The sequence below is a fragment of the Pantoea sp. SGAir0183 genome (genome assembly GCF_043545505.1).
In genome coordinates, this window is record NZ_CP028053.1 from 1,795,021 (window position 1) to 1,819,166 (window position 24,146).

Annotated in this window: 29 protein-coding genes; 8 read left to right on the forward strand and 21 right to left on the reverse strand. The window is 51.7% G+C overall.

Translation table 11 applies throughout. The features are described from left to right. Positions 1 to 48: 48 nt before the first annotated feature. The 14 genes from rcsA to fliF all read right to left on the reverse strand — a co-directional run bounded on the left by rcsA (position 49) and on the right by fliF (position 12,050). Positions 49 to 684: a transcriptional regulator RcsA gene (gene rcsA / locus C1N59_RS08355; RefSeq protein ID WP_006119584.1), complete on the reverse strand. Its 636-nt coding sequence runs from the start codon at positions 682 to 684 to the stop codon at positions 49 to 51. Between the two features lie 627 nt (positions 685 to 1,311). Continuing rightward, the gene (gene fliR, locus C1N59_RS08360; RefSeq protein WP_110269026.1) at positions 1,312 to 2,097 is read right to left on the reverse strand and encodes a flagellar biosynthetic protein FliR; all 786 of its coding nucleotides are present in this window, start codon (positions 2,095 to 2,097) and stop codon (positions 1,312 to 1,314) included. Then, positions 2,097 to 2,366, reverse strand: a complete 270-nt coding sequence (gene fliQ, locus C1N59_RS08365; RefSeq protein ID WP_033742083.1) for a flagellar biosynthesis protein FliQ — start codon at positions 2,364 to 2,366, stop codon at positions 2,097 to 2,099. The genes fliR and fliQ overlap by 1 nt, the downstream gene beginning before the upstream one ends. 26 nt (positions 2,367 to 2,392) lie before the next feature. Continuing rightward, the gene (fliP, locus tag C1N59_RS08370) at positions 2,393 to 3,124 is read right to left on the reverse strand and encodes a flagellar type III secretion system pore protein FliP (RefSeq protein WP_033742230.1); all 732 of its coding nucleotides are present in this window, start codon (positions 3,122 to 3,124) and stop codon (positions 2,393 to 2,395) included. Next, positions 3,124 to 3,522, reverse strand: a complete 399-nt coding sequence (gene fliO, locus C1N59_RS08375; protein WP_033742082.1) for a flagellar biosynthetic protein FliO — start codon at positions 3,520 to 3,522, stop codon at positions 3,124 to 3,126. The genes fliP and fliO overlap by 1 nt, the downstream gene beginning before the upstream one ends. A gap of 1 nt (position 3,523) precedes the next feature. Then, positions 3,524 to 3,937 carry a flagellar motor switch protein FliN gene (gene fliN, locus C1N59_RS08380; protein WP_006119577.1) on the reverse strand — a complete coding sequence of 138 codons (414 nt, stop codon included), beginning with the start codon at positions 3,935 to 3,937 and terminating at the stop codon, positions 3,524 to 3,526. Next, on the reverse strand, positions 3,930 to 4,937 hold the full coding sequence (gene fliM, locus C1N59_RS08385) for a flagellar motor switch protein FliM (protein ID WP_006119575.1): 1,008 nt from the start codon (positions 4,935 to 4,937) through the stop codon (positions 3,930 to 3,932). Before fliM ends, fliN begins: the two co-directional genes overlap by 8 nt. Before the next feature lie 4 nt (positions 4,938 to 4,941). Next, positions 4,942 to 5,427, reverse strand: a complete 486-nt coding sequence (fliL, locus tag C1N59_RS08390; protein WP_006119574.1) for a flagellar basal body-associated protein FliL — start codon at positions 5,425 to 5,427, stop codon at positions 4,942 to 4,944. Between the two features lie 129 nt (positions 5,428 to 5,556). After that, a complete protein-coding gene (locus C1N59_RS08395; protein WP_394550549.1) occupies positions 5,557 to 6,825 on the reverse strand; it encodes a flagellar hook-length control protein FliK in 1,269 nt (422 codons plus the stop codon). After that, entirely contained in the window at positions 6,822 to 7,265 is a 444-nt protein-coding gene (fliJ, locus tag C1N59_RS08400; protein WP_033742078.1) for a flagellar export protein FliJ, read from the reverse strand. Before fliJ ends, C1N59_RS08395 begins: the two co-directional genes overlap by 4 nt. Before the next feature lie 28 nt (positions 7,266 to 7,293). Continuing rightward, positions 7,294 to 8,655, reverse strand: coding sequence for a flagellar protein export ATPase FliI (gene fliI, locus C1N59_RS08405; RefSeq protein ID WP_033742076.1), 1,362 nt, complete (start codon positions 8,653 to 8,655; stop codon positions 7,294 to 7,296). Then, complete coding sequence (fliH, locus tag C1N59_RS08410) at positions 8,655 to 9,350, reverse strand: flagellar assembly protein FliH (RefSeq protein ID WP_394550550.1); 696 nt, start codon at positions 9,348 to 9,350, stop codon at positions 8,655 to 8,657. Before fliH ends, fliI begins: the two co-directional genes overlap by 1 nt. After that, complete coding sequence (fliG, locus tag C1N59_RS08415; protein ID WP_394550551.1) at positions 9,343 to 10,335, reverse strand: flagellar motor switch protein FliG; 993 nt, start codon at positions 10,333 to 10,335, stop codon at positions 9,343 to 9,345. Before fliG ends, fliH begins: the two co-directional genes overlap by 8 nt. Next, positions 10,332 to 12,050 carry a flagellar basal-body MS-ring/collar protein FliF gene (gene fliF, locus C1N59_RS08420; RefSeq protein WP_033742074.1) on the reverse strand — a complete coding sequence of 573 codons (1,719 nt, stop codon included), beginning with the start codon at positions 12,048 to 12,050 and terminating at the stop codon, positions 10,332 to 10,334. Before fliF ends, fliG begins: the two co-directional genes overlap by 4 nt. A 233-nt stretch (positions 12,051 to 12,283) precedes the next feature. Here fliF and fliE point away from each other — a divergent pair, with 233 nt between their 5' ends. Together fliE and C1N59_RS08430 are read left to right on the forward strand one after the other, a co-directional pair. Next, positions 12,284 to 12,595 carry a flagellar hook-basal body complex protein FliE gene (fliE, locus tag C1N59_RS08425; protein ID WP_006119561.1) on the forward strand — a complete coding sequence of 104 codons (312 nt, stop codon included), beginning with the start codon at positions 12,284 to 12,286 and terminating at the stop codon, positions 12,593 to 12,595. A 757-nt stretch (positions 12,596 to 13,352) separates the two neighbouring features. Further along, a complete protein-coding gene (locus C1N59_RS08430; RefSeq protein ID WP_324030481.1) occupies positions 13,353 to 13,643 on the forward strand; it encodes a hypothetical protein in 291 nt (96 codons plus the stop codon). A gap of 255 nt (positions 13,644 to 13,898) precedes the next feature. On the opposite strand, the gene C1N59_RS08435 is transcribed toward C1N59_RS08430, so the two are convergent. Then, the gene (locus tag C1N59_RS08435) at positions 13,899 to 14,096 is read right to left on the reverse strand and encodes a hypothetical protein (protein ID WP_006119494.1); all 198 of its coding nucleotides are present in this window, start codon (positions 14,094 to 14,096) and stop codon (positions 13,899 to 13,901) included. 249 nt (positions 14,097 to 14,345) lie between these two features. On the opposite strand from C1N59_RS08435, the gene C1N59_RS08440 reads away from it, so the two are divergent. Then, entirely contained in the window at positions 14,346 to 14,612 is a 267-nt protein-coding gene (locus C1N59_RS08440; protein ID WP_006119493.1) for a hypothetical protein, read from the forward strand. A 37-nt stretch (positions 14,613 to 14,649) separates the two neighbouring features. On the opposite strand, the gene C1N59_RS08445 is transcribed toward C1N59_RS08440, so the two are convergent. Beyond that, positions 14,650 to 14,889: a DinI-like family protein gene (locus tag C1N59_RS08445; protein ID WP_033742070.1), complete on the reverse strand. Its 240-nt coding sequence runs from the start codon at positions 14,887 to 14,889 to the stop codon at positions 14,650 to 14,652. Between the two features lie 175 nt (positions 14,890 to 15,064). Between C1N59_RS08445 and iraP the strand changes: the two genes are divergently transcribed. Then, positions 15,065 to 15,361 (forward strand): anti-adapter protein IraP, encoded by a 297-nt coding sequence (iraP, locus tag C1N59_RS08450; RefSeq protein WP_006119490.1) that lies wholly within the window; start codon positions 15,065 to 15,067, stop codon positions 15,359 to 15,361. A 128-nt stretch (positions 15,362 to 15,489) separates the two neighbouring features. Here the strand turns inward: iraP and C1N59_RS08455 are convergent, their stop codons facing one another. Continuing rightward, positions 15,490 to 15,813: a DUF6388 family protein gene (locus tag C1N59_RS08455; protein WP_006119488.1), complete on the reverse strand. Its 324-nt coding sequence runs from the start codon at positions 15,811 to 15,813 to the stop codon at positions 15,490 to 15,492. 241 nt (positions 15,814 to 16,054) lie between these two features. Here C1N59_RS08455 and yedD point away from each other — a divergent pair, with 241 nt between their 5' ends. Next, positions 16,055 to 16,513: a lipoprotein YedD gene (gene yedD / locus C1N59_RS08460; protein WP_006119487.1), complete on the forward strand. Its 459-nt coding sequence runs from the start codon at positions 16,055 to 16,057 to the stop codon at positions 16,511 to 16,513. 82 nt (positions 16,514 to 16,595) lie between these two features. On the opposite strand, the gene amyA is transcribed toward yedD, so the two are convergent. From amyA to fliD, 4 genes are all read right to left on the reverse strand, one after another. Continuing rightward, entirely contained in the window at positions 16,596 to 18,077 is a 1,482-nt protein-coding gene (gene amyA, locus C1N59_RS08465; RefSeq protein ID WP_205953273.1) for an alpha-amylase, read from the reverse strand. Between the two features lie 104 nt (positions 18,078 to 18,181). Further along, complete coding sequence (fliT, locus tag C1N59_RS08470) at positions 18,182 to 18,541, reverse strand: flagellar protein FliT (protein ID WP_394550552.1); 360 nt, start codon at positions 18,539 to 18,541, stop codon at positions 18,182 to 18,184. Continuing rightward, positions 18,541 to 18,951: a flagellar export chaperone FliS gene (gene fliS / locus C1N59_RS08475; protein WP_033742062.1), complete on the reverse strand. Its 411-nt coding sequence runs from the start codon at positions 18,949 to 18,951 to the stop codon at positions 18,541 to 18,543. Before fliS ends, fliT begins: the two co-directional genes overlap by 1 nt. A 14-nt stretch (positions 18,952 to 18,965) precedes the next feature. Next, positions 18,966 to 20,363, reverse strand: coding sequence for a flagellar filament capping protein FliD (gene fliD / locus C1N59_RS08480; protein WP_058708341.1), 1,398 nt, complete (start codon positions 20,361 to 20,363; stop codon positions 18,966 to 18,968). Between the two features lie 252 nt (positions 20,364 to 20,615). Here fliD and C1N59_RS08485 point away from each other — a divergent pair, with 252 nt between their 5' ends. From C1N59_RS08485 to C1N59_RS08495, 3 genes are all read left to right on the forward strand, one after another. Beyond that, on the forward strand, positions 20,616 to 21,545 hold the full coding sequence (locus C1N59_RS08485) for a flagellin N-terminal helical domain-containing protein (protein ID WP_006119482.1): 930 nt from the start codon (positions 20,616 to 20,618) through the stop codon (positions 21,543 to 21,545). Positions 21,546 to 21,947: 402 nt separating this feature from the next. After that, the gene (locus tag C1N59_RS08490) at positions 21,948 to 22,877 is read left to right on the forward strand and encodes a flagellin N-terminal helical domain-containing protein (RefSeq protein ID WP_006119482.1); all 930 of its coding nucleotides are present in this window, start codon (positions 21,948 to 21,950) and stop codon (positions 22,875 to 22,877) included. A gap of 179 nt (positions 22,878 to 23,056) precedes the next feature. Next, positions 23,057 to 23,962, forward strand: coding sequence for a flagellin N-terminal helical domain-containing protein (locus tag C1N59_RS08495; RefSeq protein ID WP_039342628.1), 906 nt, complete (start codon positions 23,057 to 23,059; stop codon positions 23,960 to 23,962). Positions 23,963 to 24,146: the final 184 nt, after the last annotated feature.

The window sequence follows — 24,146 nt, forward strand, 5'->3', positions numbered from 1 at the left end:
AATCACTAAAAAAACCGGCCTTTTGGGCCAGTTCTGTGAGGCGGCAAACTATCTTACGTTGACGTAAATACCAGAGGTCACGTTATCGGTTAAGCGCACGACATGGTAAATCACCTGCTTGTTGTGCGTTTTAATTTTCCGCTTAATGTTTCCTTTATGGGAAGAGACCGTCTTCGCTTTAATTTGCATTTTGTCGGATATCTGGATGGTATCATGACCCGACATCCACATTTTCAGCATATTTGACTCAGTCTGGCTCAACGTCAGAGGGTGAACGTCCAGCCCTGAGGAAATACGCGGAGACATGTTAAGTTTCTTTTGCAAATACGTGCTAAGGAGAGAATCCAGCGTTGAAGGTTTAATGGCTTTCGACGTAATAATTAAATTTTTTCGGACATACAGATATTCTTCAAAATGAATATTACTGATGGCCATAAAAATAAAAAACAGTGTTTCGGGATGCTGATTAATAATGCTGCGAATGCGCTCGCTTGAGTCGGTTTCGTGAATGAAACAGTCTTCATTAATAAACACAACACCTGGTTTCAACTGCTCACATCTTTGCTGTAATTGCTCAATATCGGAGACAGAAGTAATATTTTTCTTCTTCACTCCTTTAGAAGACATATAGTCCGATAATCCCAGGCGTGTGTAGTTGCAGGAATCCATAATAATCGTTGGCATGTTAGCGACCCTCACCAATTTGTTATCCGTTTAAATCAACGATGAATTACGCGTTGCGGTACGAGAAGATTTCCAAAGCGCTTTTTTTTATTCTGCTGATGCAGCGTGGCAACGGGCAAACGCCCGTAAAAGTCTTCTTCCTTGACCCGTTCTGCAAAATTTTTTCTTACTCTGGCCCCACACCTGGCGTCGAATCCACATCGGGTATTGATGTAAAGTCGTACCGGCGCGAAACACCGTTTTTGGGAGCAATGTCACTATCGCTGAAAACCCAGAGTTTTCTGATAGGACAAGTCTTAAAAACATTTGTTTCACGAAAGTGTAAGGCTGAAGAGTGAGTTGACAATGCCGGAAAAAACATTTTCTGACAAGAAAAATCACACAATATTTTTTCTTGTTTAATTTCAATGCATTGCCGATTTTATCACCAAAACAACCCTGTCGATGACTCTGTGTACCGCCCGACTAAAATACGCGATGCGCGGTTTAATAAGAATTATTTTAAGACTTATCGCACATTTATCAGAATATCCTTAGTTGATTTCTGGAAAATATGGTTTGAAAAATGCCCGGATAGTTGTGAATTTCTTAAGTATGGAAAAGGAAAAATAGTTAGATACTTAATGTTCAGGAGGGGGACAGTTCGGTGAGGAACTGGGCCAGAAGATCAAATATTTCGCCGAACAGGTGCTCACAGAACGGGGCGAGAAGGGGCATCAGCAGGCTGATCGTCAAAATGCCGACTGATAAGGTAATCGGGAAGCCGATCGCGAAGATTGATAACTGTGGTGAAAGACGGTTTAACAAACCCAGGACCATGTTTAGCGTGAGTAGCAGAACGATCAAGGGTAACGCTAACATCATGCCATTAAGGAAAATCATGCCGCCTGATTTTGCCAGCGCCATAAAAGCATTAGCTTCAAGTGGTGTTCCACCCACAGGAAGTGTATGAAAACTGTCCGCCAACAGTGAGATAAGCCACAAATGACCGTTGAAGGATAAAAACAGTAACATAGCCAGCATGTCGAGAAAACGCGCAAGGACCGGCATATTAAGCCGACTGGCGGGATCAAAAAACGTCGCAAATGACAGACCCATCTGCAAACCAATCAGTTCACCGGCCGCCCGGACAGCTGCAAAGGCAAACTGCATCGTAAAACCAATGGCGATACCAATCAGCATTTGCTGAATCAGCAGCATGAAACCGGCCGGCGAAAACAGGGTGACGTTCACCGGCGGTAACAGCGGGACCAGCAACCAGGTGATCATGGCCGCCAGGCCGATTTTCACCCGTTTGCTGATGGCGCGCTCACTCAATACCGGCGCTGTCGCAATCAGCGCCAGAATGCGCACCAACGGCCAGAAAAACTGGCTTATCCAGTGAACAAGCTGGCTGCTGTCGAGCGTAATCATCAGCCGATGATATAGGGCAGGTTAGAAAAAACGGTGCGGATATAATCCAGCAAGACGTTTAACATCCAGGGACCGGCAACGACGCCCGTGGCCGCCACCGCAATAATCTTAGGAATGAAAGACAGCGTTTGTTCATTAATCTGGGTCGCTGCCTGTAGCAAGCTCACCAGTAAACCGCTGACCAGGGCGGCCAGCAGCATCGGAGCGGCCAGCAGCAACGCGACGCGCATCGCCTCCTGGCCCATTACCATTACCGATTCAGGTGTCATGAATATCTCCTGTGCAATTCACAAGATCAGGAATAGAAACTTTGTGCCAGCGATCCAACCAGCAACTGCCAGCCATCCACCAGAACAAATAACATTAATTTAAAGGGCAGGGCGATGGTTGCCGGCGGCACCATCATCATACCCAGCGCCATTAATACGCTGGCCACGACAAGGTCAATAATTAAAAAAGGAATAAAGACGGTAAATCCAATCTGGAAGGCGGTCTTTAATTCACTGGTCACATAAGCAGGTAATAAAATACGCATCGGCACGGCTTCCGGCCCGACAATAGGAGGCGTATTTGCCAGACGGGCAAATAACGCTAAGTCAGCTTCACGCGTTTGACGCAGCATAAATTCGCGCAGGGGTTGTGCGCCTTTATCAATGGCCACATCCATACTGATTTTATCCTGACTGAAAGGCAGATAGGCATCCTGATAAATTTTATCAAAGGTAGGTGCCATAATAAAAAAAGTTAAAAAGAGCGTCAGGCCCAGTAATACCTGATTGGGCGGCGCAGAGGGCGTGCCCAGCGCATTACGCAGCAGACCAAAAACAATAATGATGCGGGTGAAGCTGGTCATCATTAACAGAATGGCCGGCAGAAACGTCAATGAGGTAATAAATACCAGCGTTTGTACCGGAAGTGACCAGCTCTGGCCACCATTGGCTAATGGCTGGCTTACCAGGCCCGGTAACTGGGCGTGAGCAACCGGTGCCAGCAACAGCAGCGGCAGAAGAGGGAGCAGTCGACGCATCATGGGTTTTTTCCGGGACGTTTAACCAGATTCTGTAATAACTGACGAAAATCCTGCGGTGCTGCCTTTTCCGCGGTGTCTACATCGGGTGAACCCGGTGGCAACGTATGCAGGTGGGTAATTTGCTGTGCCGTTACGCCCAGAACCAGACGGGCATCTGGCGTATCAACGATGACGACGCGCTCGCGCTGACCGACCTGGACACTGGCCGTGAGCGTCAGCTCACGGCTGCCGACTTTTTTCGGCGCAAAGCCCATACGACGGGCCAGCCAGGCGCATGCCAGAATCAACAGGATAATAACAACCAGAACACCACTTACCTGAGTCAGTACAGAGCCCGCTGAGATGGCGGGCGTCTGCGGTGTAGCCGGTTGGACAGTATGATTCTGGTTATTCATATTAACGGCTCAGACGGCGCATACGTTCTGAAGGCGTAATGATGTCGGTGATACGCACACCATATTTGTCGTTAACGACCACGACTTCACCCTGCGCAATCAGGTAACCGTTAATCAGGATATCCAGCGGCTCGCCTGCGAGACCATCCAGTGAGACCACAGAACCCTGTGTCAGACGCAGCAGTTCTTTGATGGTCATCTTGGTGCGGCCCAGTTCCACAGTCAGTTTTACCGGGATATCCATAATCAGGTCAATATCCTGCAATGAGCCTGAAGTGTTGCTGCTTTCAAACGATTTGAAAACGTCATCACTCTGTGAGGTGCTGGCACCAGAGCCCACCTGCTCATTCATTGCTTCAGCCCACAGATCGTCCGCAGAGATGGTGTCATCGGACGGTTTCTTGCTGTCAGTCATGGGGCTGTTCCTCGTTAAGCGAATTCAAAATCGGGTTAATCAAATGTTCTACACGCAGCGCATACTGACCGTTAAGTGTACCGTACTGGCTGGTTAAAACAGGCACACCGTCCACGTGGGCAATAATGCGCTCGGGTTTTTCAATCGGCAGGACATCGCCGGGTTTCAGCTGCAACACGCGTGACAGACGCAACGACGTTTCAGCAAAATGGGCAATCAGTTCCAGTTCAGAATGCTGAACCTGCTTCACCAGATTGTCCCGCCAGTGTGTATCTTCTGACCGCGAGTTTTCCAGCGGCGGATTCACCAGCATTTCACGCAAAGGTTCAATCATCGAAAACGGAATACAGATGTTGAACTCACCGACAAGGTTGCCAATCTCGACCTGGAACGGCGTGTTGACGACGATATCGTTAGGCGATGTGGTGATGTTGGTGAACTTCACCTGCATTTCCGAACGAACGTACTCGACATCCAGAGGATAAATCGCTTTCCACGCATCGCTGTAGCCATCAAGCGCCAGTTTCAGCATACGACGAATGACGCGTTGCTCGGTATGCGTGAACTCACGTCCTTCTACTTTAGTCGGAAAACGCCCATCTCCGCCAAAAAGGTTATCAACGGCAATAAACACAAGGCTCGGTGAAAACACGACCAGAGCCGTGCCGCGCAGCGGCTTCAGGTGGATCAGGTTCAGGTTCGTTGGCACCGGCAGGTTGCGGGCAAACTCATGGTATGGCTGAATCTTGATCGCGCCCACGCTGATATCCGGGCTACGGCGCAGCAGGTTAAACAGCGCCATACGGAAATGACGGGCAAAACGCTCGTTAATAATTTCCAGCGCCTGTAAACGCTCGCGCACCACGCGGCGCTGGGTATTGGGATCATAAGGGCGAATATCGCCCTCTGGCCCGTTTTGTTTCTTTTCTTCTTCCGCGCTGCCACTGTCGCCGTTTAATAGCGCGTCAATTTCAGCCTGGGAGAGAATGCTGTCGCCCATTGATTCACCTCAAAATGAAGGCGGTAAACAGTACGTCGTCTACGACCTGCGGAGGTTGACCTTTCACCAGCGGTGGTGCCAGCGCCTGTTTGATTTGCTCAACAAGCGCTTGCTTTCCTTGCTCTGTCGCCAGCGCAGCAGCGCTCTGGCGAGAAAGCAGCAGTAACAGACGACTGCGAACCTCAGGCAGATAGTCACTCATCCGACGACGCGTTTCTTCATCCGGCAGACGCAGAGTAAACCCTACGTACAGTACGCGGTCTGGATCGTTGTCGGGATTGACCAGGTTAACCGTAAATGTATCAAGTGCAAAAAAGACCGGGGCGGGAGGCGGTTCAACTTTCGCGACCTCCGGCTTATCGCCCTCATGTTTATTCATTATTCGCCAGACTGCATAGCCTGCCACGCTGCAAGCGGCCAGCGTTACGATCAGCAACACTGGAATCAGGATTTTACGTTTGCGACCTTTAGCTTTCGCGTTATCAGACATTTTAGCAGTTACTTCCTGTGAATTATGGGCGAGCCTCTCGGCTCACCTGAACAGATTATCGCGTGTCTTAAGTCAAACAATGGCAAGAAAAGACACGGGTTTTACGCTTACCTTCAGCGTTTGTCGCTGTCAGGCAAAGGTGTCGACGGCGCCCTTACCGTTTAACCGGGCCTGAAGAGCCTGCGGTACGGCAATCGGCGTGATGTCGTTATCACTGTCCTGGGTCAGAGAGAAGCTGCCGTGCTGTCCGTCGCGACGCGCCTCCTGCTGATGCTGGAAGCTTTGCCCTTGCGCGAAACTGTCACTGCTGACCTGACTCTCACCCAGGTTAATACCATTTTCAGCCAGCGCAGTGCGCAGCTGAGGAAGCGCGGCTTCCAGTGCAGCCCTGACATGGCTGTGACCTGAAACCATATTTAACTGTGCCTGATCGTTATTCAGTTTCAGGCTGATCTGGATCGCACCGAGATCTTCTGGATGCAGGCGTAACTCCGCATTCTGCTGGCCGTTACGACTGAACATCACAATTTGTTGACTCAGGGCCTGCTGCCATTCATTGCTACCCAGGTGGGCATTCAGCATCGGCGTAGACGGCGTGTTCATCGACGCAGAGGCCGTGAAGGGTTGCATAACGCTGCTGGCGCTGGTTATCGGCGCGGCAATCATCGTCTGATTATCGCTGGCTGCAGCGTTTATCGGACGCTCATCCTGCTTGTTGACGCTGCTCAGTATCTGCTGAAAACTGGCGTCTGTAGTCAACTGTGCCGGTGTCGATGCGGTTTGCGTCGTGGCTGCGGGCGTTACCCCATGGCTGGCCTGGTCAACGTTACTGGCCAGACGACCGGCGTCCTGCACCTTGCTGTTTTTCGCGTCTTTGTCATCACCGCTCAGTGCCGTGGTCACCGCCTGCGTCAGTACCGATAAGGCAGAACGCGGTCCGGCATCGCGTTGCATATCCACGTCACGCGTCGTCGTGCTGTCTTTCACGGCCTGTTGCAAGCCGGTTGCCGGTAACATGGCAAACAGCGCCTGAATATTTTGCATATCGCTGCTGTTCAGCGCGGCCTCTTTCGCGTCACCCTTATCATCGGCTGATTTTGTACCGGCTTTAATATTTTCCGGTTTAAACAGCGCACTGAGTGCAGTCGGGTTTTCCAGCGAAGAGATCAATGCATTCAACGACGTGGCAACCTTGCTGTCGTCATCAGTGACGCTATTTTTTTCTGCTGCAACCGTGGTTTTACTGTGCAGTTTCGCCAGGGAAAGCAACTGATTTCCCAGTGTAGTGATAAAGTCCTTCGGTAGCGCCTCGCCACTGCTCAGCAGATCGGTTGTCCCCGATGTTTCAGCGGTGCCGGTTGTTTTCGTTGTCAACGCAATGTTTGGCAGCGTAATCATTCGCCTTTCCTCAGTGCAGCCCGTTGGGCAAATTCATCCATCCGTTTCTGGTCGAGACGGTTTTCTTGTCGTAATGCATTTTCTTCTGCCCGGGTAATCAGCGTCTGATAGGCATTGAGGCGTTGTTGTTTTTCACGCCAGTTAACCAGTGCCTGTTCAAGCCGTTGATTCCATTGCTGCAACTGACTGCGGTGTTGCTCAATGGCTTTTTCCAGCGTCTGAATGAACTGGTGATAGTTCGTCCAGCGGTTGCTGGCAATACCGCTGGACATGTCGCTGTTCAGCTTGTTGCGGTATTCATCCTGATAGTCAAGCAACATACTGAGCTGCTCGTTTGCAGCCTGCTGGCCACGCCGCATATCGCCTAACAGCACGGCGGCGCGTTCAAGATCCTGTTCCGCCAGGTCACGCAAAGTGTCAATGGCATTGACTGTTTTCATTACGATGTCCTCATATCAAACGCGCGAATTAACCGAACAATGCATGTAAATGCAGGCAGGCATCGTCGTACTCACTGCGCTCAAAAATGCCTTGTTGCAGGAAGGCTTCCATCTGCGGATAAAGCTGAATGGCTTTGTCCAGCATCGGATCGCTACCCGCGGCATAGGCACCGACGCTGACCAGATCCCGGTTGCGCTGGAAACTCGAGAGCAACTGTTTGAACTGGCGCACGCGTGCATAATGGTTTTCATCAATCAGTGACGTCATGGCACGACTGATTGAGGCTTCAATATCAATCGCCGGATAATGGCCGGCTTCGGCCAGACGACGTGACAGCACAATGTGGCCGTCAAGGATGGCACGCGCAGAGTCAGCAATCGGATCCTGCTGATCGTCGCCTTCGGTCAGCACGGTATAAAACGCCGTGATCGAGCCGCCGCCATCGATGCCGTTACCCGCGCGTTCAACCAGGGCGGGCAGTTTGGCAAATACGGAAGGTGGATAACCTTTGGTGGCCGGCGGCTCACCAATCGCCAGCGCGATTTCACGTTGCGCCATGGCATAACGTGTCAGCGAATCCATGATTAATAAAACATGTTTACCGCGATCGCGGAAATCTTCCGCAATGCGCGTGGCGTAAGCGGCACCCTGCAGACGCAGTAGCGGTGAGACATCTGCCGGCGCGGCGATGACGACCGAACGGGCGCGGCCTTCAGCACCTAAGATGTTTTCAATAAAGTCTTTAACTTCACGGCCACGTTCACCGATTAAGCCCACCACGATCACATCGGCCTGGGTATAGCGCGCCATCATGCCGAGCAGCACACTTTTACCCACGCCTGATCCGGCGAACAAGCCCATACGTTGTCCCCGGCCAACGGTGAGCAGGGCGTTAATCGCCCGAACGCCGGTGTCCAGCACATCGGTAATAGGGGTGCGCTGTAAAGGGTTAAACGGCGGTGTGTTCAATGGGGCACGGTAGCCCGTTTCCGGGGAAGGCAAGCCATCCAGTGGGCGGCCGCTGCCATCAAGCACCCGGCCTAACAGCTGTGGCCCCAGCAGCAGCTGTTTACCTGAATGAGGGTTATCGCCGGTGGTACGGGCATAAACGCGCGCGCCGGGCAGAATGCCGTCCACTTCTTCCAGCGGCATCATCAACAGTTTCTGACCGTTGAAGCCCACGACTTCGCTTTCAATTTCGCTAATCGTTTTACCGTCATTACGTTCAATCACACAGGTCGAACCGAGCGGCAACTGCAGGCCGGTTGCTTCGAGAACCAGGCCGGTGGCACGCGTCAGCCGTCCATAGCGACGAACAGGTTGCACCTGCGCAATACGACTTTCGAAGGCATCAAGCGAGCCCAGCCAGCGGTTCAGACGAGTGGTCATTAAAACTCTCCAGGTGCGGCAAGACGGCACAGTTCCTGCCAGCGGGTTGCCACGCTCGCGTCAAGATCGCCGTCTTCGGCACTGAGCTTGCAGCCGCCGGGGTGCAGTGTATTGTCAGCCAGTAAACGCCAGCCGTGCAGATCAAGCGTTGGCCCCAGTGTTTGTTCAATCCTCAGCAGGTCATCAGGATGCACCCGAAGCTGCGGCTTACCGCTAAACATGGGCTCCTGCTGCAGTAAGCCCTGAATCTGGCGCAGCAACGCACTGCCATCCACCGTGGTGGCCTGACCAATCACCGAACGCGCGGCTTCCAGAGCCAGCTGCATCAGGCGGGCAGCAATGACGCTGTCCAGCGATTCCAGCGTATTTTGAAATTCCGTCACCAGCTGCTGCATTCGCGCCTGTAAGGGAGCCTGCTGTTGCTGCGCATCAGCAAGGCCTTGCTGAAAGCCCGCGTCATAGCCGGCTTTCTGACCTTCATTAAACCCCTGCTGATGGCCTTCGCTGTAGCCTTGACCGTGGGCTTCTTTACGCAACTGCTGCTGCATCTGCTCAAACTGCTGTTGCTGTTCGTCTTCTTCTGATTCGAAGAATTCGATTTCGGGTTCAGCCTGAATCGTCGCGGGCTCTTCATGACGCCCCAGTTCTACAGGCTGCCACAGTTGCCAGGGGCGGGCGGAAAATGCATCAGACATAGGTTTCCTCGCCGCCACCGATTACCATCTCGCCGGACTCTGCCAGACGACGCACCACCAGCAGGATCGCTTTCTGTTCGTTCTCTACTGCAGACATACGTACCGGACCACGGTTGGCCAGATCGTCGCGCAGGATATCGGCCGCACGGGCTGACATGTTTTGGAGGAACTTCTCGCGCAGCGGCTGCTCGGCACCTTTCAGGGCGATCAGCAACTGCTCGGATTCCACTTCCTGCAACAGACGCTGGATACTGCGGTCGTCCACTTCCACCAGGTTTTCGAACAGGAACATCTCGTCGATAATTTTCTGTGCCAGTTCGCCATCGAAGTCGCGTACCGCTTCGATAACCGCTTCTTCCTGCTGCGTTTTCATCAGGTTGATAATTTCGGCCGCTGTTCTCACGCCGCCCATCTTCGCACGCTTGAGGTTGGTACCGTCGAGCAGGCTGTTCAGGACTTCGGTCAGTTCTGCCAGCGCTGCCGGCTGCACACCACCGAAGGTAGCAATACGCAGCATGACGTCATGACGCAGGCGCTCATCAAACAAGGCCAGAATATCGGCAGCCTGACCCCGTTTCAGGTGGACCAGGATAGTCGCGATGATCTGTGGATGCTCGTCGCGAATCAGATCGGCTGCGGCCTGCGGTTCCATGAAGTTGAGCGTTTCCATACCACTGGTGGTATCGCGGGTTTCAAGGATATCTTCCAGCAGGCTTGACGCACGCTCTTCACCCAACGCCCGGGTCAGCACGGAGCGCAGGTAATCGTTCGAGTTGAGGCTCAGTGCCGCGAACTGCTCGGCATCGCCTTCAAACTCACGCAGCACTTCGGTCAGTTGCTTATGCGAGACCTGACGCATGCTGGCCATCGCGGCACTCAGATGCTGAACCTCACGCTGGTTCAGGTGCTTAAAGACTTCCGCCGCGCGTTCTTCACCAATGGTCATCATCAGAATGGCGCTTTTTTCAGTACCGGTCAGACTCATAGTTCGTTACTCATCCATTCGCGAATCACCAGCGCAACAACGCGCGGATCGTTTTCAGACATGTCGCGGATACGCTGGCTCATGACTTCAGCGCTCATGCGGTTATTAGATTTACGTTCCTGCTCAAGTTCATCTTTGCTGAGCTGGACGCTGTAAGCTTCCTGATCGTTCTGCTGAGCAGCACGGGCAGCCTGAGCTTCTGCAGCGGCCTGCTCTGCGGCTTTCTTACGCAGAACATGCGGACGCACCATTTTGCGATACAGGATGAACGCCACCAGCGCAACCAACAGCCATTTACCTGCATTAATCAGCTGATCAAAGAACGACTGCTGTTGCCAGAAGGGCAGTTCAGTTGATACAGGCTCGGTGGTATTAAACTGCGAGTTCACCACGTTGACAGTGTCACCCCGTGTCTGTGAATAGCCCATGGCTTCGCGCGTCAGGTCTTCAATCTGCTTCAGCTGCTGCTCATTCAGCGCAATCGCTTTGCCTTTATCGTCTTCGCGATAGTTCACCACCACCGCAACAGACAGGCGCTGCACGTCACCCACATTCATCTTGGTATGACGAATGGTACGATCCAGCTCATAGTTCACCGTATCATCACGGCGCGAGTTGGTCGGTACACTGCTGGTAGAGGCTGTGCTGGTCCGTTGACCATTGGCTGCATTGTTCTGACCATTGGCATTCTGGCCATTGGCCGCATTGTTATTTGCCGTGTTGATCGGGGCCGTATTGGCTGGCGCAGGCTGGTTAGACAGTGCGCCCGGTACGCCGCCCGGATAAGGGCTGCCCGTCTGCTCGCTGGTACTGGTCTGCTGAGAGCGAATAGACGCGTTTTTCGGATCGCCGTTCGGCTGGTACTTCTCATCCGTCTGTTCACTGGTATCGAAGTTAATCTGTGCCGTTACCTGCGCATGGACATTGCCCTGGCCCAGAATCGGGTTAAGGATCGCTTCGATACGTTGCTGGTAACGCGCTTCGACTTCAGCGGCATATTTCAGCTGTGCATCGTTCAGATCACGGCCTACTGCGTCAGAACGGGTTAACAGATGACCGCTCTGATCGACTACGGTCACGTTCCCCGGCGGTAAACCGGCCACGCTGCTGGAAACCATGTGCGTGATGGCCTGAATCTGACCTTCATCCAGCGCACGGCCTGGCTGCAGAGTTAACGTCACAGACGCGGAGGGCGCTTTTTGCTCACGTACGAACAGGGTTGGTTTAGGCATCGCCAGATGGACGCGCGCCGTTTTCACCGGCCCCAGAGATTCGATAGTACGTGCCAGCTCGCCTTCCAGTGCGCGCTGGTAGTTCACCTGCTCGCTGAACTGGCTGATACCGAACTTCTCTTTATCCAGCAGTTCAAAACCGACGTTGCCACCTTTAGGCAGGCCCTGTTCAGCCAGACGCAGGCGCAGCTCATGCACCTTATCTTCCGGCACCATTAATGCACCGCCGTTATCCGCGAAACGATAAGGGACATTCATTTGCGTCAACTGCGTGACAATGGCACCCCCGTCCTCATTGGACAGGTTGCTGAACAATACGCTGTAGTTCGGTGTTTTGGCCCAGAGCACCAACGCAAAAACCACAGCGATAGCGGCTGCGGCTGCGACAATTAACGGAATACGTGGATTGGCACGCAGGCGAGCGAGAAGGTCACCAAAGCCTTTCGTTTCTTCATTTTGTGTGGCGGCTGCACTCGCATTCATGACCGATTCCTGCCTGACGTAATTGACCGGGTTAGTTGTGATGGCAAAACAGACTCCCTGACCTGCTTAAATAAAATTTCTACTTCAATGCCTGGCATTATTTGATGAAACGCAAAATTCGATGGGTGAATAAGCCACGGTTTTTAGCGTCATTTAGCGGCTTTGTCTTATTGACAATGTGTTAACTTCTCCCCACGTCAAAAATCTTCATCTTTTTTAATGAGGTAGCAACCATGTCAATTCAGGCAATCGACGGTGTTTTACAGCAGTTACAGATGACCTCGCTTCAGGCCAATAACAAAAGCGATGAGGTCAACAGCCATATCGATTTTGGCGCGACCATGAAAGCCGCTCTGGACAAAATCAGCGAAACCCAGACCACTGCCCGTAGCCAGGCGCAGGCGTTCGAAATGGGGAAACCCGGTGTCGCTTTAAACGATGTGATGGTCGATCTGCAAAAATCGTCTATCTCCATGCAGATGGGGATTCAGGTCAGGAACAAGCTGGTTTCGGCCTATACCGACATCATGAACATGCAGGTGTAGTCGGGAAAACGGGTCTTTATTATCAGGTATATGCCTGGCGGCGTTGAGTTGGGACAAGAGCGACACAGAATGTGGCTTTACCAAAAGCGCCTTCTTGTTGCTTTATACGTGTTCAACGATGCAATCGTACACCTGATAACCTTTCCTGTGCGTTCAGGCCATGCCAGCCGCGCGCGGTAGCCGACTTGGGCCTGTCAAGGCAGCGTCTGAGACGCGATTATCGCACCACAACCTGCCTCATCATCCCTTTACTTCAGACATCTACCTGTCGGTGTTTATTCTCCTTTTCTTGCCGAAAGAAAATATATCCTGCATCTTTATCCTTCGCTTCCGTGCAGGCGTTCACTATGACATTTTCGCTGTGCCGGTTACGGCTGCATGACGCCATCCGCTAAAGTATTTTCAGCACGGTTCCTGCGTCAAAAAATATCATTTCTAATGTTGTAATTTTTCTACGACTTTTAAAAGCAAAATTAGTTAGCTTAATAACTAAAAATATCCCTGAAGGTGGGAAGTAAAAAATGAAATACTGAAAGCAAAAGATGTAATCTGGTATGTATTCGTAAGCCAGCAAAACCTGTTTACCTTAACGGCGACGCGGGTTGCGACAGCAGCGTAACAGGCACCACGCGGCTTGCATCCCCGGTTACACATCAAACGGAAATATTCCTCTTCTAATCTAATTAAAATATTTAACTGTTTAAATCTGTCGCCTGATATTAATGTCAGCATTCATTCTGCTCACGGATATATCAACATGAGATACTTAATTCAAACACTTCTCACGACCTCAAAAAGTGGTGAGCAGATTAAATATGAAGTCTATTCGGAAAACCGGAAGTCAGATTTTATAGATAAAATCCCGGAGGGTTCCTGCACAGTGATTTCTTACAAACTGACTGAGGGGACGATTCAGTTGCTGGATCGGGATGTGAATCTGCAACCGTTATTCGATGCCCATCGACCGGCGCAGGATGTTTTTTATCCAGACGGCCCTCACCGGATTAATCTTGAGATGCTGGTCGATTATTTAAATCAGCAAGCCTGATCATGTGCAGAGGGGGCCCGCTCCCGTATCCGGCGATTTTCTGCGCCTGCGATCCGTGTGAATAAAGGGCCAAAGCCTGTTGCCCGCCCGTCCCTGACCGTTGCCAGGCGAGCAGCCCACATGCCAGCCCAGCTGGGTTAACGAACAGGGAGGCATGGCTTCTCATCCTGCTGGCCTTAAAATAACGACTGCACCGGCTTCAAAGCACGGTGCAGATCACCGTCTGCCCCGGTTAAGTGGGCAGACAGTGACATGTCATGATGCTTTGAAAGGATCCTTTTTATCATCCTGACTGTCATCATTTTTTCTGGGCACTTCACCGTGATCTTTCGGTGCATCGTTTGCGGGATGATCATCTTCCTCGTAGGCATTTCCCGCATTAGGTGCGGCTTCGGGTAATCCTTTGCTGACATCGCCTTCATGTTTACGTTTATCGTTACTTTGGTTGTGCATCGTTTGCTCCTCTTTGTCGTCCTCTAAGTCTAGACCAGCACAACAAAGCTGTGAGCGGAGACCCGTCAGCAAAATTATCATCACGTAAGGACGGGGTATGACTCCGCCGTTTTCCGCCTGACCACGACGAGAAGCCATGTCCTGTAAAAGTGACTTCCGATTATTCCTAATGCAAAACCGCTATATTGTCCTAGCTTTAAATCTCCAGACGATATTTTCATTGGAAAAACAACCAAAAGGAAACACAGCATGAGTGATTCAATCGAAACCAAAAGCAAAACCGATTATCTGCGTGACGTGGCATCCCAGTTGAAAGAAATGCGCCACTATGCGCAAACGAATACTGAGACGCTTTCCGCCCATTGGTTAGCCTTTGATGCCGGTGAATACAAGGATGAAGGGAATGCGGCCCGTATTGACGCATTACTGAATAAGCAGGGAACGTTGCTGGAAGATCTGGAGAAAGCCATTCAGGATATTGAAATTGAAATCAACCACAGTGAGCAGGAGAGTTAAGGTATCTCCCGCTAACTGAGGGGTGGCGATTAACGGATTAATCCGCCACCAGCCAAAACTCGGCTTCATCAAACATTTCTTCCACCAGACGCGCGACAGTGGCTTTATCATTCTTGCTGAGGTCGGTTTCTATCGCGTTACGTTCCATCGGTTTCACCTTGACCTCGATGTCAGGAAAAACACGATGCACACGCTTTTCAAGCTCTGCCAATATCATGTCGCGCGCCCCTGGCAGGCCCGCGACATTACGCTTATCGTAAATTAACTCTACAAACATAATAACCATCCCTTCAGGGCAAAATCGCGTTGCCATTTTACTGTAAATAAAAACAGTATCAAGCTGATGTTTGCATGAATCCGTTTTTTAGGTCCCGCGTAGAAAAGCATTTTTATCTGATTTACTCTGAGGGCGCTCTTAACGATATATGCGCTCACTCACCGGGAGAAGTGCAATGCGACAATTGGTTATTGATATTCTGCTTAAACTGGCAAAAATGGATGTCGATGCAAAGGAACTGACTGCTCAGGTCGAAGCGCAGTCATTGCTGGTTGCCGCTTTATTAGTCCAGGCGAAACAAGATAATGCGTTAACGATTTCTGAGACGGTGCAGGATGCCATTGTCACGGCATCGCGTTCCTCATCAGAGTTCATGCAGTCTGATATTGATCTGTTGCTCACGCACCTCAACCGATTACTGGCCGTGGCTAAGTATGTTGAGGTGAGGGGAAAGCTCGAACAAGAAGAGTGATGGCTAACGCTGGCGGCAGCGGGGTTTTCTGCCGCCAGCTAGGACATCACGGGCATTAACCGTTTGTTGTCACGACGCTGCGCAACGCCATCGCCGTTATTCTTCCTGTCCGCACAGCTGAGGTATAGCTAGAGCTCGTTCTTAATACAAAATTCTTCCCAACTCATTCCCAGAGATTCGGCATGCGATCGGAGATAGGCTTCGATGGCTTCGGCGGCGACGGCTTTATCCGGCTCTGCCAGTTGAATCGAAAAAATCATACCATCAAGATTTTTCTGGCGTAAAAAGGCGGCATAAATGCGTTCGGCGTGCCACTCGCGCAATTCACGCAGGGACATATTGGCGGCACGGGCATCCTGTTCGGTCAGTTCATCGAGTGCGGCCTGAAAATCGGCATGGGCAGTGAAGAACATTTGGCGTGCCTGGGCATAATAAGCTTCTGGAGTTTTCATGACAAATCTCTGAGATGTAATGCAGGGCGACAGTGTAGCCTGTTGTGCCTCCCTTGTCAGGCCGGAGTGGACAGGTTCATTCACAGCGATAAAAGCGGGCAGGGAAGGGAATAAACATCACCCGGTGCGTGATGAATCCAGGAAAAGCGCGCTTTACGTTGATTTCATCCCTCAGATATCTTGCACATCTGGCGGTAAAAATTATAACGTAGCCGCCATTAACCGGATTTAGGGATCAAAGATGAAAAACTGGATGCTGATTGCCACACTGGCGCTGAGTGGCTGCGCACAAATAAACAGTTATCAAAGTGCGGTGCAAACGCCGGCCCCGGCAAATTTACAAGGCAACTGGCAGACGGTTGGGCCGCAGAGTAACCTGATTAGCGACAAGGCGATTGGGAGTCTGATTATCAACGCGGACGGCAGTACGCTGGATTGCCGGCAGTGGCAACGGGTCATTGCGAAGCCAGGCAAATTGACGCAGCTGAATGGCGATTATGTCAATGTTACGCGTCAGTTACGCATCATGACACTGGATCTGGATGGCGGTGAGCTGGATTACGACGGGCTTACGTTGCGTAAGGTCGATCGACCCACGGTGGAATGCCAGAAAGCTTTACAGGAAGCGGCCCAACATCCCGGTGTGGATGTGATTCAGAATATCGAACCCGAGATTATGCGTCCGGTTCTGAACAAATAAATGACGCAAAGCGGTCTTAAGGACCGCTTTGCGCTGATGCGCAGGCTGTTACCGCGCCAGAAAAAGCAGCGGACCTGTGGTTTTATGCCTCAACAACCCAGACACTCACGCTGCCTGCATTACAGCGAAACACGGCGCTGCCGGCGTCGTCCGTCGTAACGGTATCGGATTGATGTCCCAGATAGTCATACCATACTTTCCCGGCATATCCTTCTCCCATTGAAATCTGTTTTTCCCCCGCTTCGCCATTCGACATGATCACAATACAGCCAGGCTTTTCAGCGGTTCCGCTGCGGCTGAACGCGACGCAGTTAGGATGGTCGAAGTAATCGGTTTGCGCGCCCCAGCCAAATTGCTGACGGGCACGAATCAGCCCTTCGAGTTCAGGAATGACCGGCATATCGACCTGATGCATTTCACCGTCTCCGCCTTCATCCTCATAGTGGGCACCGAACAGGTCCGGATAAAAAATGGTCGGAACGCCTTGCTCGCGCAACAGAATCAGCGCATAAGCCAGCGGCTTAAACCAGGCTTCAACGGGCGCTTCCAGAGACTGCAGCGGCTGTGTGTCGTGGTTGGCCACGATAGTCACGGCATGCCACGGGTCGGCTAATACCAACGAGTTATCAAAAATTTTGCTCAGGTCATAATCGCTGCCGGCTTTAGACGCCTGATGAAAATTCATATGCAGCGGGGCGTCAAACAGCAGCGTTTTGCCTTCCACCTGATGGATATATTCCTGCAACTTTTCGGTTTCAAAGGACCAGTATTCCGCCACAATAAACAGCGGTTCGTTAGCGACGTCCTGAATATGTTCGATCCAGTCTTTGTAAAACCAGGCCGGGATATGTTTTACCGCGTCCAGACGAAAGCCGGTGCAGGGGACCTGCTCCATGACCCAGCGCGCCCAGTATTTGAGTTCTTCGCTCACCGCCTTATTGCGGAAATCAACATTGGCGCCCATCAGATAATCAAAGTTACCTAACTCGTTATCCACCTGGTCGTTCCAGCCTTCAGCGGTGTAATCGTTGATAATTTTGAACACGCCGTTTTCATCGGGATTTTCAATATGGTCGACCCCGCTAAAACACTTATGATCCCAGATGAATGTCGAGTATTCGCCTGCCCGCGCCGGAAACGTAAACTTTGTCCAGGCTTCGCATTCCACGACCTCGGGATAAATTTCATCACGATTATCCGGGTTAACGCGATTTACGCTCACCTGTTCTTTCTCGTCCGCGCCCATTTTATGGTTGAGAACCACATCCAGCAGCACGCCAATGTTGTGGCTGCGCAGCGCATTGACGGCAGCCAGCAACTGCTGCTTATCACCATATTTGGTGGCGACGCTGCCTTTTTGCTCAAACTCGCCTAAATCGAAGAGATCGTAGCTGTCATAACCCACCGAGTAACCACCGGACTCGCCTTTATAGCAAGGGGGCAGCCAGACCATGTTGATGCCGATGTCATTAAGCAGGGCCGCTTTTTCTGCGACTTCCGGCCACAGCGTGCTGCCATCGGGATAATACCAGTGGAAAAACTGCAAAAGGGTTGGGTTGTGCATGACAAACGTCCAGTCAGAGGAGAGGGAACTGGAAGTATGGGATAAGAGTGAAGAAATTACGCGGGTAAACTAAAAAAAGAGTGTTTACCCGCATAAGTCGGCCTTTACTGGTCTTTTGGGTAAAGGATATTACCCGCCATCTTGCCGTAAGAAGAGACAATGTTGTGTTGCTGCGTTGAGGTCGTGACCAGCGAGCGCAGTTCGCTCATACGTTCACCCAGCAACGTCTTCAGCGTGGTTTCATTCTTCAGAATTTGCTCAAGTACCGGGCGAATTTGTGCCCGCTGTAATGCTGACAGCGCACTGGCATCGTTATCACGCGCAACACGCTCGACGCTACTAACGTAAGTTGATTCGCAACTAAGCAACTCATCCCATTGTCCCTGCCGGGCATTTTCCAGCATGGCATTACTGAGCGTGAGTAAGTGTTGATATCCTTTTAGCAGCTCGAGTGGATAACTCATTAAAAGGTATCCTGCTGTGGCTGGTAATTAGGGCCAATCTGTTTCCACGCATCCGCAATATTATTGAGCAAGCCTTCGACTTCCGTAATGGCCTCAAGGTCGTTGTTCAGGTTAGCCTGTAACAGACGACGGGTCATATATTCATACAGATCGTCGAGATTAGCGGAAATTTCACCGCCAACCTCATGGTTCAGGCCTGCGCGCAGCCCGTTAGTAATGATATTAATGGCCTTAGATAAGGCGTTACCTTTACCGGGAATATCGCCTTGCTCAATTAAAATGGCAGCTTTTTTCATGGCGCTCAGGGCGCCATCAAAAAGCAGCACGACCAGCTGATGTGGGCTGGCGCTTAATACGGCGCTTTCCACACCTACCTGCGCATAGGCCTGAATACCGGACTTAGCGTACATGCTTACCACTCCTGTTATAGTTTGGCGAACTGCTGGGTCAAATAGTTACCGGTCTGGGTCATGGAGCTGACCAGGGTAGACAGACTGGTAAACTGTGTTTTGTAACGCGCCATGGTCGCCGCAATCTGGCTGTTTACTTCGTCGTACTGATCGGACAGTTTTTTCAGTGAGGTATTAATGCCGTTAGTGGCATTTTGTACCTGTCCGTCACTGGCCAGTATCTGCGTCAGTTTGTTATTTGCCTGTGTGGCAAACCCGGTTGTTTTACCGTCACCCGTCAGAAAGTTCAGGACATCTGTCGGTTGATTGGTCAGGGCTTTGTCCAGTTTGGTGCTGTCCACAGTCAGCTTGCCGTTAACGTCCTGCGTGATCCCCAGTTGTGACAGACTGGTCAGGTTTCCGCTGGCTTGTGCGCTGGACAGTTGACTGCGCAGGCTGGTCTGGATGTTACGTAAGGTATTATCACCCAACAGATCGCCGTTACCGGAACTTTGCGACTCACCCGCTTTCACCGCGGTGTATTTCGTCTGGTTACCGATAGTGGTTTGCAGGGAATTGTAGGCATCCACGTAAGCCTGGATTGCCGCCGTCATTGGCTGATTGTCTGTGGCGACGGTCAGCGTTTCCGGTGTATTTGTAGCGGTGGTTTTCGTCAGGTTCAGCGTGACACCTTCAGGCGCGTCCGTGACGGTATTGCTGCTGCGGGTGATGGACACGCCGTTAATTTTTAACTGCGCATCTTTAGCGGCAACCTGTTCGGTCATCGCGTTGCTGCTGCCACCCGAACTGTAATTAATATACTGGGACAGCGTGCCGTCGTCCGTACTGACCGTCATCGCATTCGCTGTGCCACTGTCGCGTGCAGTCAGAGACAGATAATAGGTATTATCGTCTGCTTTAATAATACTGGCGTTTACGCTGCCTTGCTGTTTATTAATCGCATCGCGAATATCAGACAGGCTGGTTTGATCTTTGCTCAGTGTTACCGTGAGCGGCGATTTCTGCCCAGACTGGGAAATCGTAATCGTGCGAGATGCCAGGCTCTGATCACCTAAATCGGTATCTTTACTGCTGGCTGATTTTGACAGCAGCGATTGCGAAGAGGCGAGTTGAGTAACCTCAATAGAATAGTTACCGGCGGAGGCTTTGCTCGCCAGCGTGGCAGTGAAAGCGGTATTCGTGCTGGTGACTTTCGTAGCCGCAATCGTCGAGGCATTTTGCAATGCCGCCGCCGCGGTCTGCAATTTTGACAGGCCGGTTTTCACCACGCCCCAGGCGGTAAGCTGAGCGTTATAGGACGCCTGCTGCTTAGTAATAGGCGTCAGTTTAGTCTGCTCAGCGGATTCCAGGCTGCTGTAGAGAGTATTCAGGTCGAGGTTCGTACCAGCACCGAGTGAACTTACACTTGCCATGCTTTAATCCTTTACGAGTTTACGTTAAGTGAAATGGGTATCGGCAGCGAGTGGCAAAAGATTAGCCTGTCTCTGAAAAAATTGATGGCTGAATAAAACCCCTTTCTTTAATTGTCTTCCCGGATTTGGCTGGCGAAAAATTACTGAATTTTTTTTCTAAAGGTTGAACGAGGGCTGACGATAATCAGGTTGTCGGTAAGCTAGCCGAATTCAGACGCCTAATATGGCTCAATTTTTTAAAGGAAAAACATCATGGCAGTGATTAACACCAATACCCTGTCGCTGGTTACCCAGAACAACCTGAGCAAGTCACAGTCTTCTCTGGGTACTGCAATTGAGCGCCTGTCTTCTGGCCTGCGTATCAACAGCGCAAAAGACGATGCAGCCGGCGAAGCTATCGCTAACCGCTTCAGCTCTAACATCAACGGCCTGACCGTTGCAGCCCGTAACGCCAACGACGGTATCTCTCTGTCGCAGACGGCTGAAGGCGCCCTGACTGAAGTGAACAACAACCTGCAGCGTGTACGTGACCTGACCGTTCAGGCGCAGAACAGCTCTAACTCAGCATCTGACATCGACTCAATCCAGGCTGAAGTTAACCAGCGTATGCAGGAAATCGACCGCGTCACCAAGCAGACCGATTTCAACGGCATCAAAGTTCTGAACACCGGTTCAGGCAGCACCACTTATAACTTCCAGGTTGGCGCAAAAGACGGCGAAACCATCGGTATCACCATCAGCTCAAGCGACGGTTTTGACCTGGCAGCAGCGGGCCAGTCTGGCACCACTCAGAACACCAGCTCAACAACCGGTCAGACCGTTAACGGTAACGCGCGTACCACTTCAGCTATCGGTTTCGACGTGCTGAAAGGCGCAGTAACCGGCGGTACCGGCGGTACTGCAGCAGGCACCACACCGCTGGCCGACATTGACAAGGCGATCAAAGCCGTTGACAACCAGCGCAGCCTGCTGGGTGCGTCTCAGAACCGTTTTGAGTCCACCATCAGCAACCTGAACAACACCGTGACCAACCTGACCGCTGCCCGCAGCCGTATTCAGGATGCGGACTACGCGACAGAAGTGTCAAACATGTCCCGCGCGCAGATCCTGCAGCAGGCCGGTTCTTCTGTACTGGCACAGGCTAACCAGGTGCCACAGACCATGCTGTCTCTGCTGCGTTAATCGCCGCACAGCCCGTCTGATTAAAAGCGCCCCCAGTGATGAGGGCGCTTTTTTATTGTTGATGGATCCAGCAGACGGTGTATTTTCCGGGTATGACAGTCTGCCCGAAGCTCTCTCACAGGGTTGTCTGACTGTCGTTTGACAAACTAAGGTTCGCGCAATGCTTATTGTCGATGGGGCAATGATTGTTTGCGCTGAGTTAATGTCATCAGAAAGCGTAACAGCGACAGCACTATTTTTTGATAACCCCGCCATTCCGCCAGGATGCCTTCCTGTCTCATTAAAATAAAAGCCGTCATTCTCTCTAAAGTTTTAGCCCCGACGGGCGATAACAATAGTGAAGGCGATAAAGCCGCAGGATTAACACCTGACCCCCGACATTATTTATGAAGGATAATTATCATGGCCGTTATTAACACCAATACCCTGTCGCTGGTTACCCAGAACAACCTGAGCAAGTCACAGTCTTCTCTGGGTACTGCAATTGAGCGCCTGTCTTCTGGCCTGCGTATCAACAGCGCAAAAGACGATGCAGCCGGCGAAGCCATCGCTAACCGCTTCAGCTCTAACATCAACGGCCTGACCGTTGCAGCCCGTAACGCCAACGACGGTATCTCTCTGTCGCAGACGGCTGAAGGCGCCCTGACTGAAGTGAACAACAACCTGCAGCGCGTACGTGACCTGACCGTTCAGGCGCAGAACAGCTCTAACTCAGCATCTGACATCGACTCAATCCAGGCTGAAGTTAACCAGCGTATGCAGGAAATCGACCGCGTCACCAAGCAGACCGATTTCAACGGCATCAAAGTTCTGAACACCGGTTCAGGCAGCACCACTTATAACTTCCAGGTTGGCGCAAAAGACGGCGAAACCATCGGTATCACCATCAGCTCAAGCGACGGTTTTGACCTGGCAGCAGCGGGCCAGTCTGGCACCACTCAGAACACCAGCTCAACAACCGGTCAGACCGTTAACGGTAACGCGCGTACCACTTCAGCTATCGGTTTCGACGTGCTGAAAGGCGCAGTAACCGGCGGTACCGGCGGTACTGCAGCAGGCACCACACCGCTGGCCGACATTGACAAGGCGATCAAAGCCGTTGACAACCAGCGCAGCCTGCTGGGTGCGTCTCAGAACCGTTTTGAGTCCACCATCAGCAACCTGAACAACACCGTGACCAACCTGACCGCTGCCCGCAGCCGTATTCAGGATGCGGACTACGCGACAGAAGTGTCAAACATGTCCCGCGCGCAGATCCTGCAGCAGGCCGGTTCTTCTGTACTGGCACAGGCCAACCAGGTGCCACAGACCATGCTGTCTCTGCTGCGTTAATCGCCGCACAGCCCGTCTGATTAAAAGCGCCCTCAGAAATGAGGGCGTTTTTTTTTGCCAAATCAGTTAAAAAAATTTAAGTAATGTATAAAGTTTGTCCCCCGTTCGACGATAACAATAATGAAGGCGATAAAGCCGCAGCCCAAATCTGAACCCTATCATCATGAAGGATAATTATTATGGCAGTCATTAATACCAATACCCTGTCGCTGGTTACTCAGAACAACCTGACCAAATCTCAGTCATCACTGGGTACGGCGATTGAGCGCCTGTCTTCTGGCCTGCGTATTAACAGCGCAAAAGACGACGCAGCCGGCGAAGCTATCGCTAACCGCTTCAGCTCTAACATCAACGGCCTGACCGTTGCAGCCCGTAACGCCAACGACGGTATCTCTCTGTCGCAGACGGCTGAAGGCGCCCTGACTGAAGTGAACAACAACCTGCAGCGTGTACGTGACCTGACCGTTCAGGCGCAGAACAGCTCTAACTCAGCGTCTGACATTGACTCAATCCAGGCGGAAGTTAACCAGCGCATGGAAGAGATCAACCGCGTTACTCAGCAGACTGACTTTAACGGTATTAAAGTGTTGAATACCGGTTCAGGTTCTCAGACGTATAACTTCCAGGTTGGCGCAAAAGACGGCGAAACCATCGGTATCACCATCAGTGCAAGCAACGGTTTCAACCTGTTCAATACCTCTGGTGCGACTGCTCAGACAACCGGTCAGACTATCAATGGCAACGCGCGTACTACCGCGGCTGAAGGTTTTGACGTGATGAGCGGGACCGTAACAAGCGGTGGCACCACCGATGGTTCACCTCTGGCGGACATCGATGCGGCCATCAAAGCGGTCGACAACCAGCGCAGCCTGCTGGGTGCGTCTCAGAACCGTTTTGAGTCCACCATCAGCAACCTGAACAACACCGTGACCAACCTGACCGCTGCCCGCAGCCGTATTCAGGATGCGGACTACGCAACGGAAGTGTCAAACATGTCCCGCGCGCAGATCCTGCAGCAGGCCGGTTCTTCTGTACTGGCACAGGCCAACCAGGTGCCACAGACCATGCTGTCTCTGCTGCGTTAATCGCCGCACAGCCCGTCAGATTAAAAACGCTCTCAGAAATGAGGGCGTTTTTTTTAATCGGTCTAATTAGCCCGCTTTGCTATAGCTTTTCCCGCCCTAAGTTAATGCCCAAAAATTTACAATAGTCTGAAACAGGTAAGGTACTTACGTGCAGGATAGTGCTATGCACAACCAGAGGATGTCA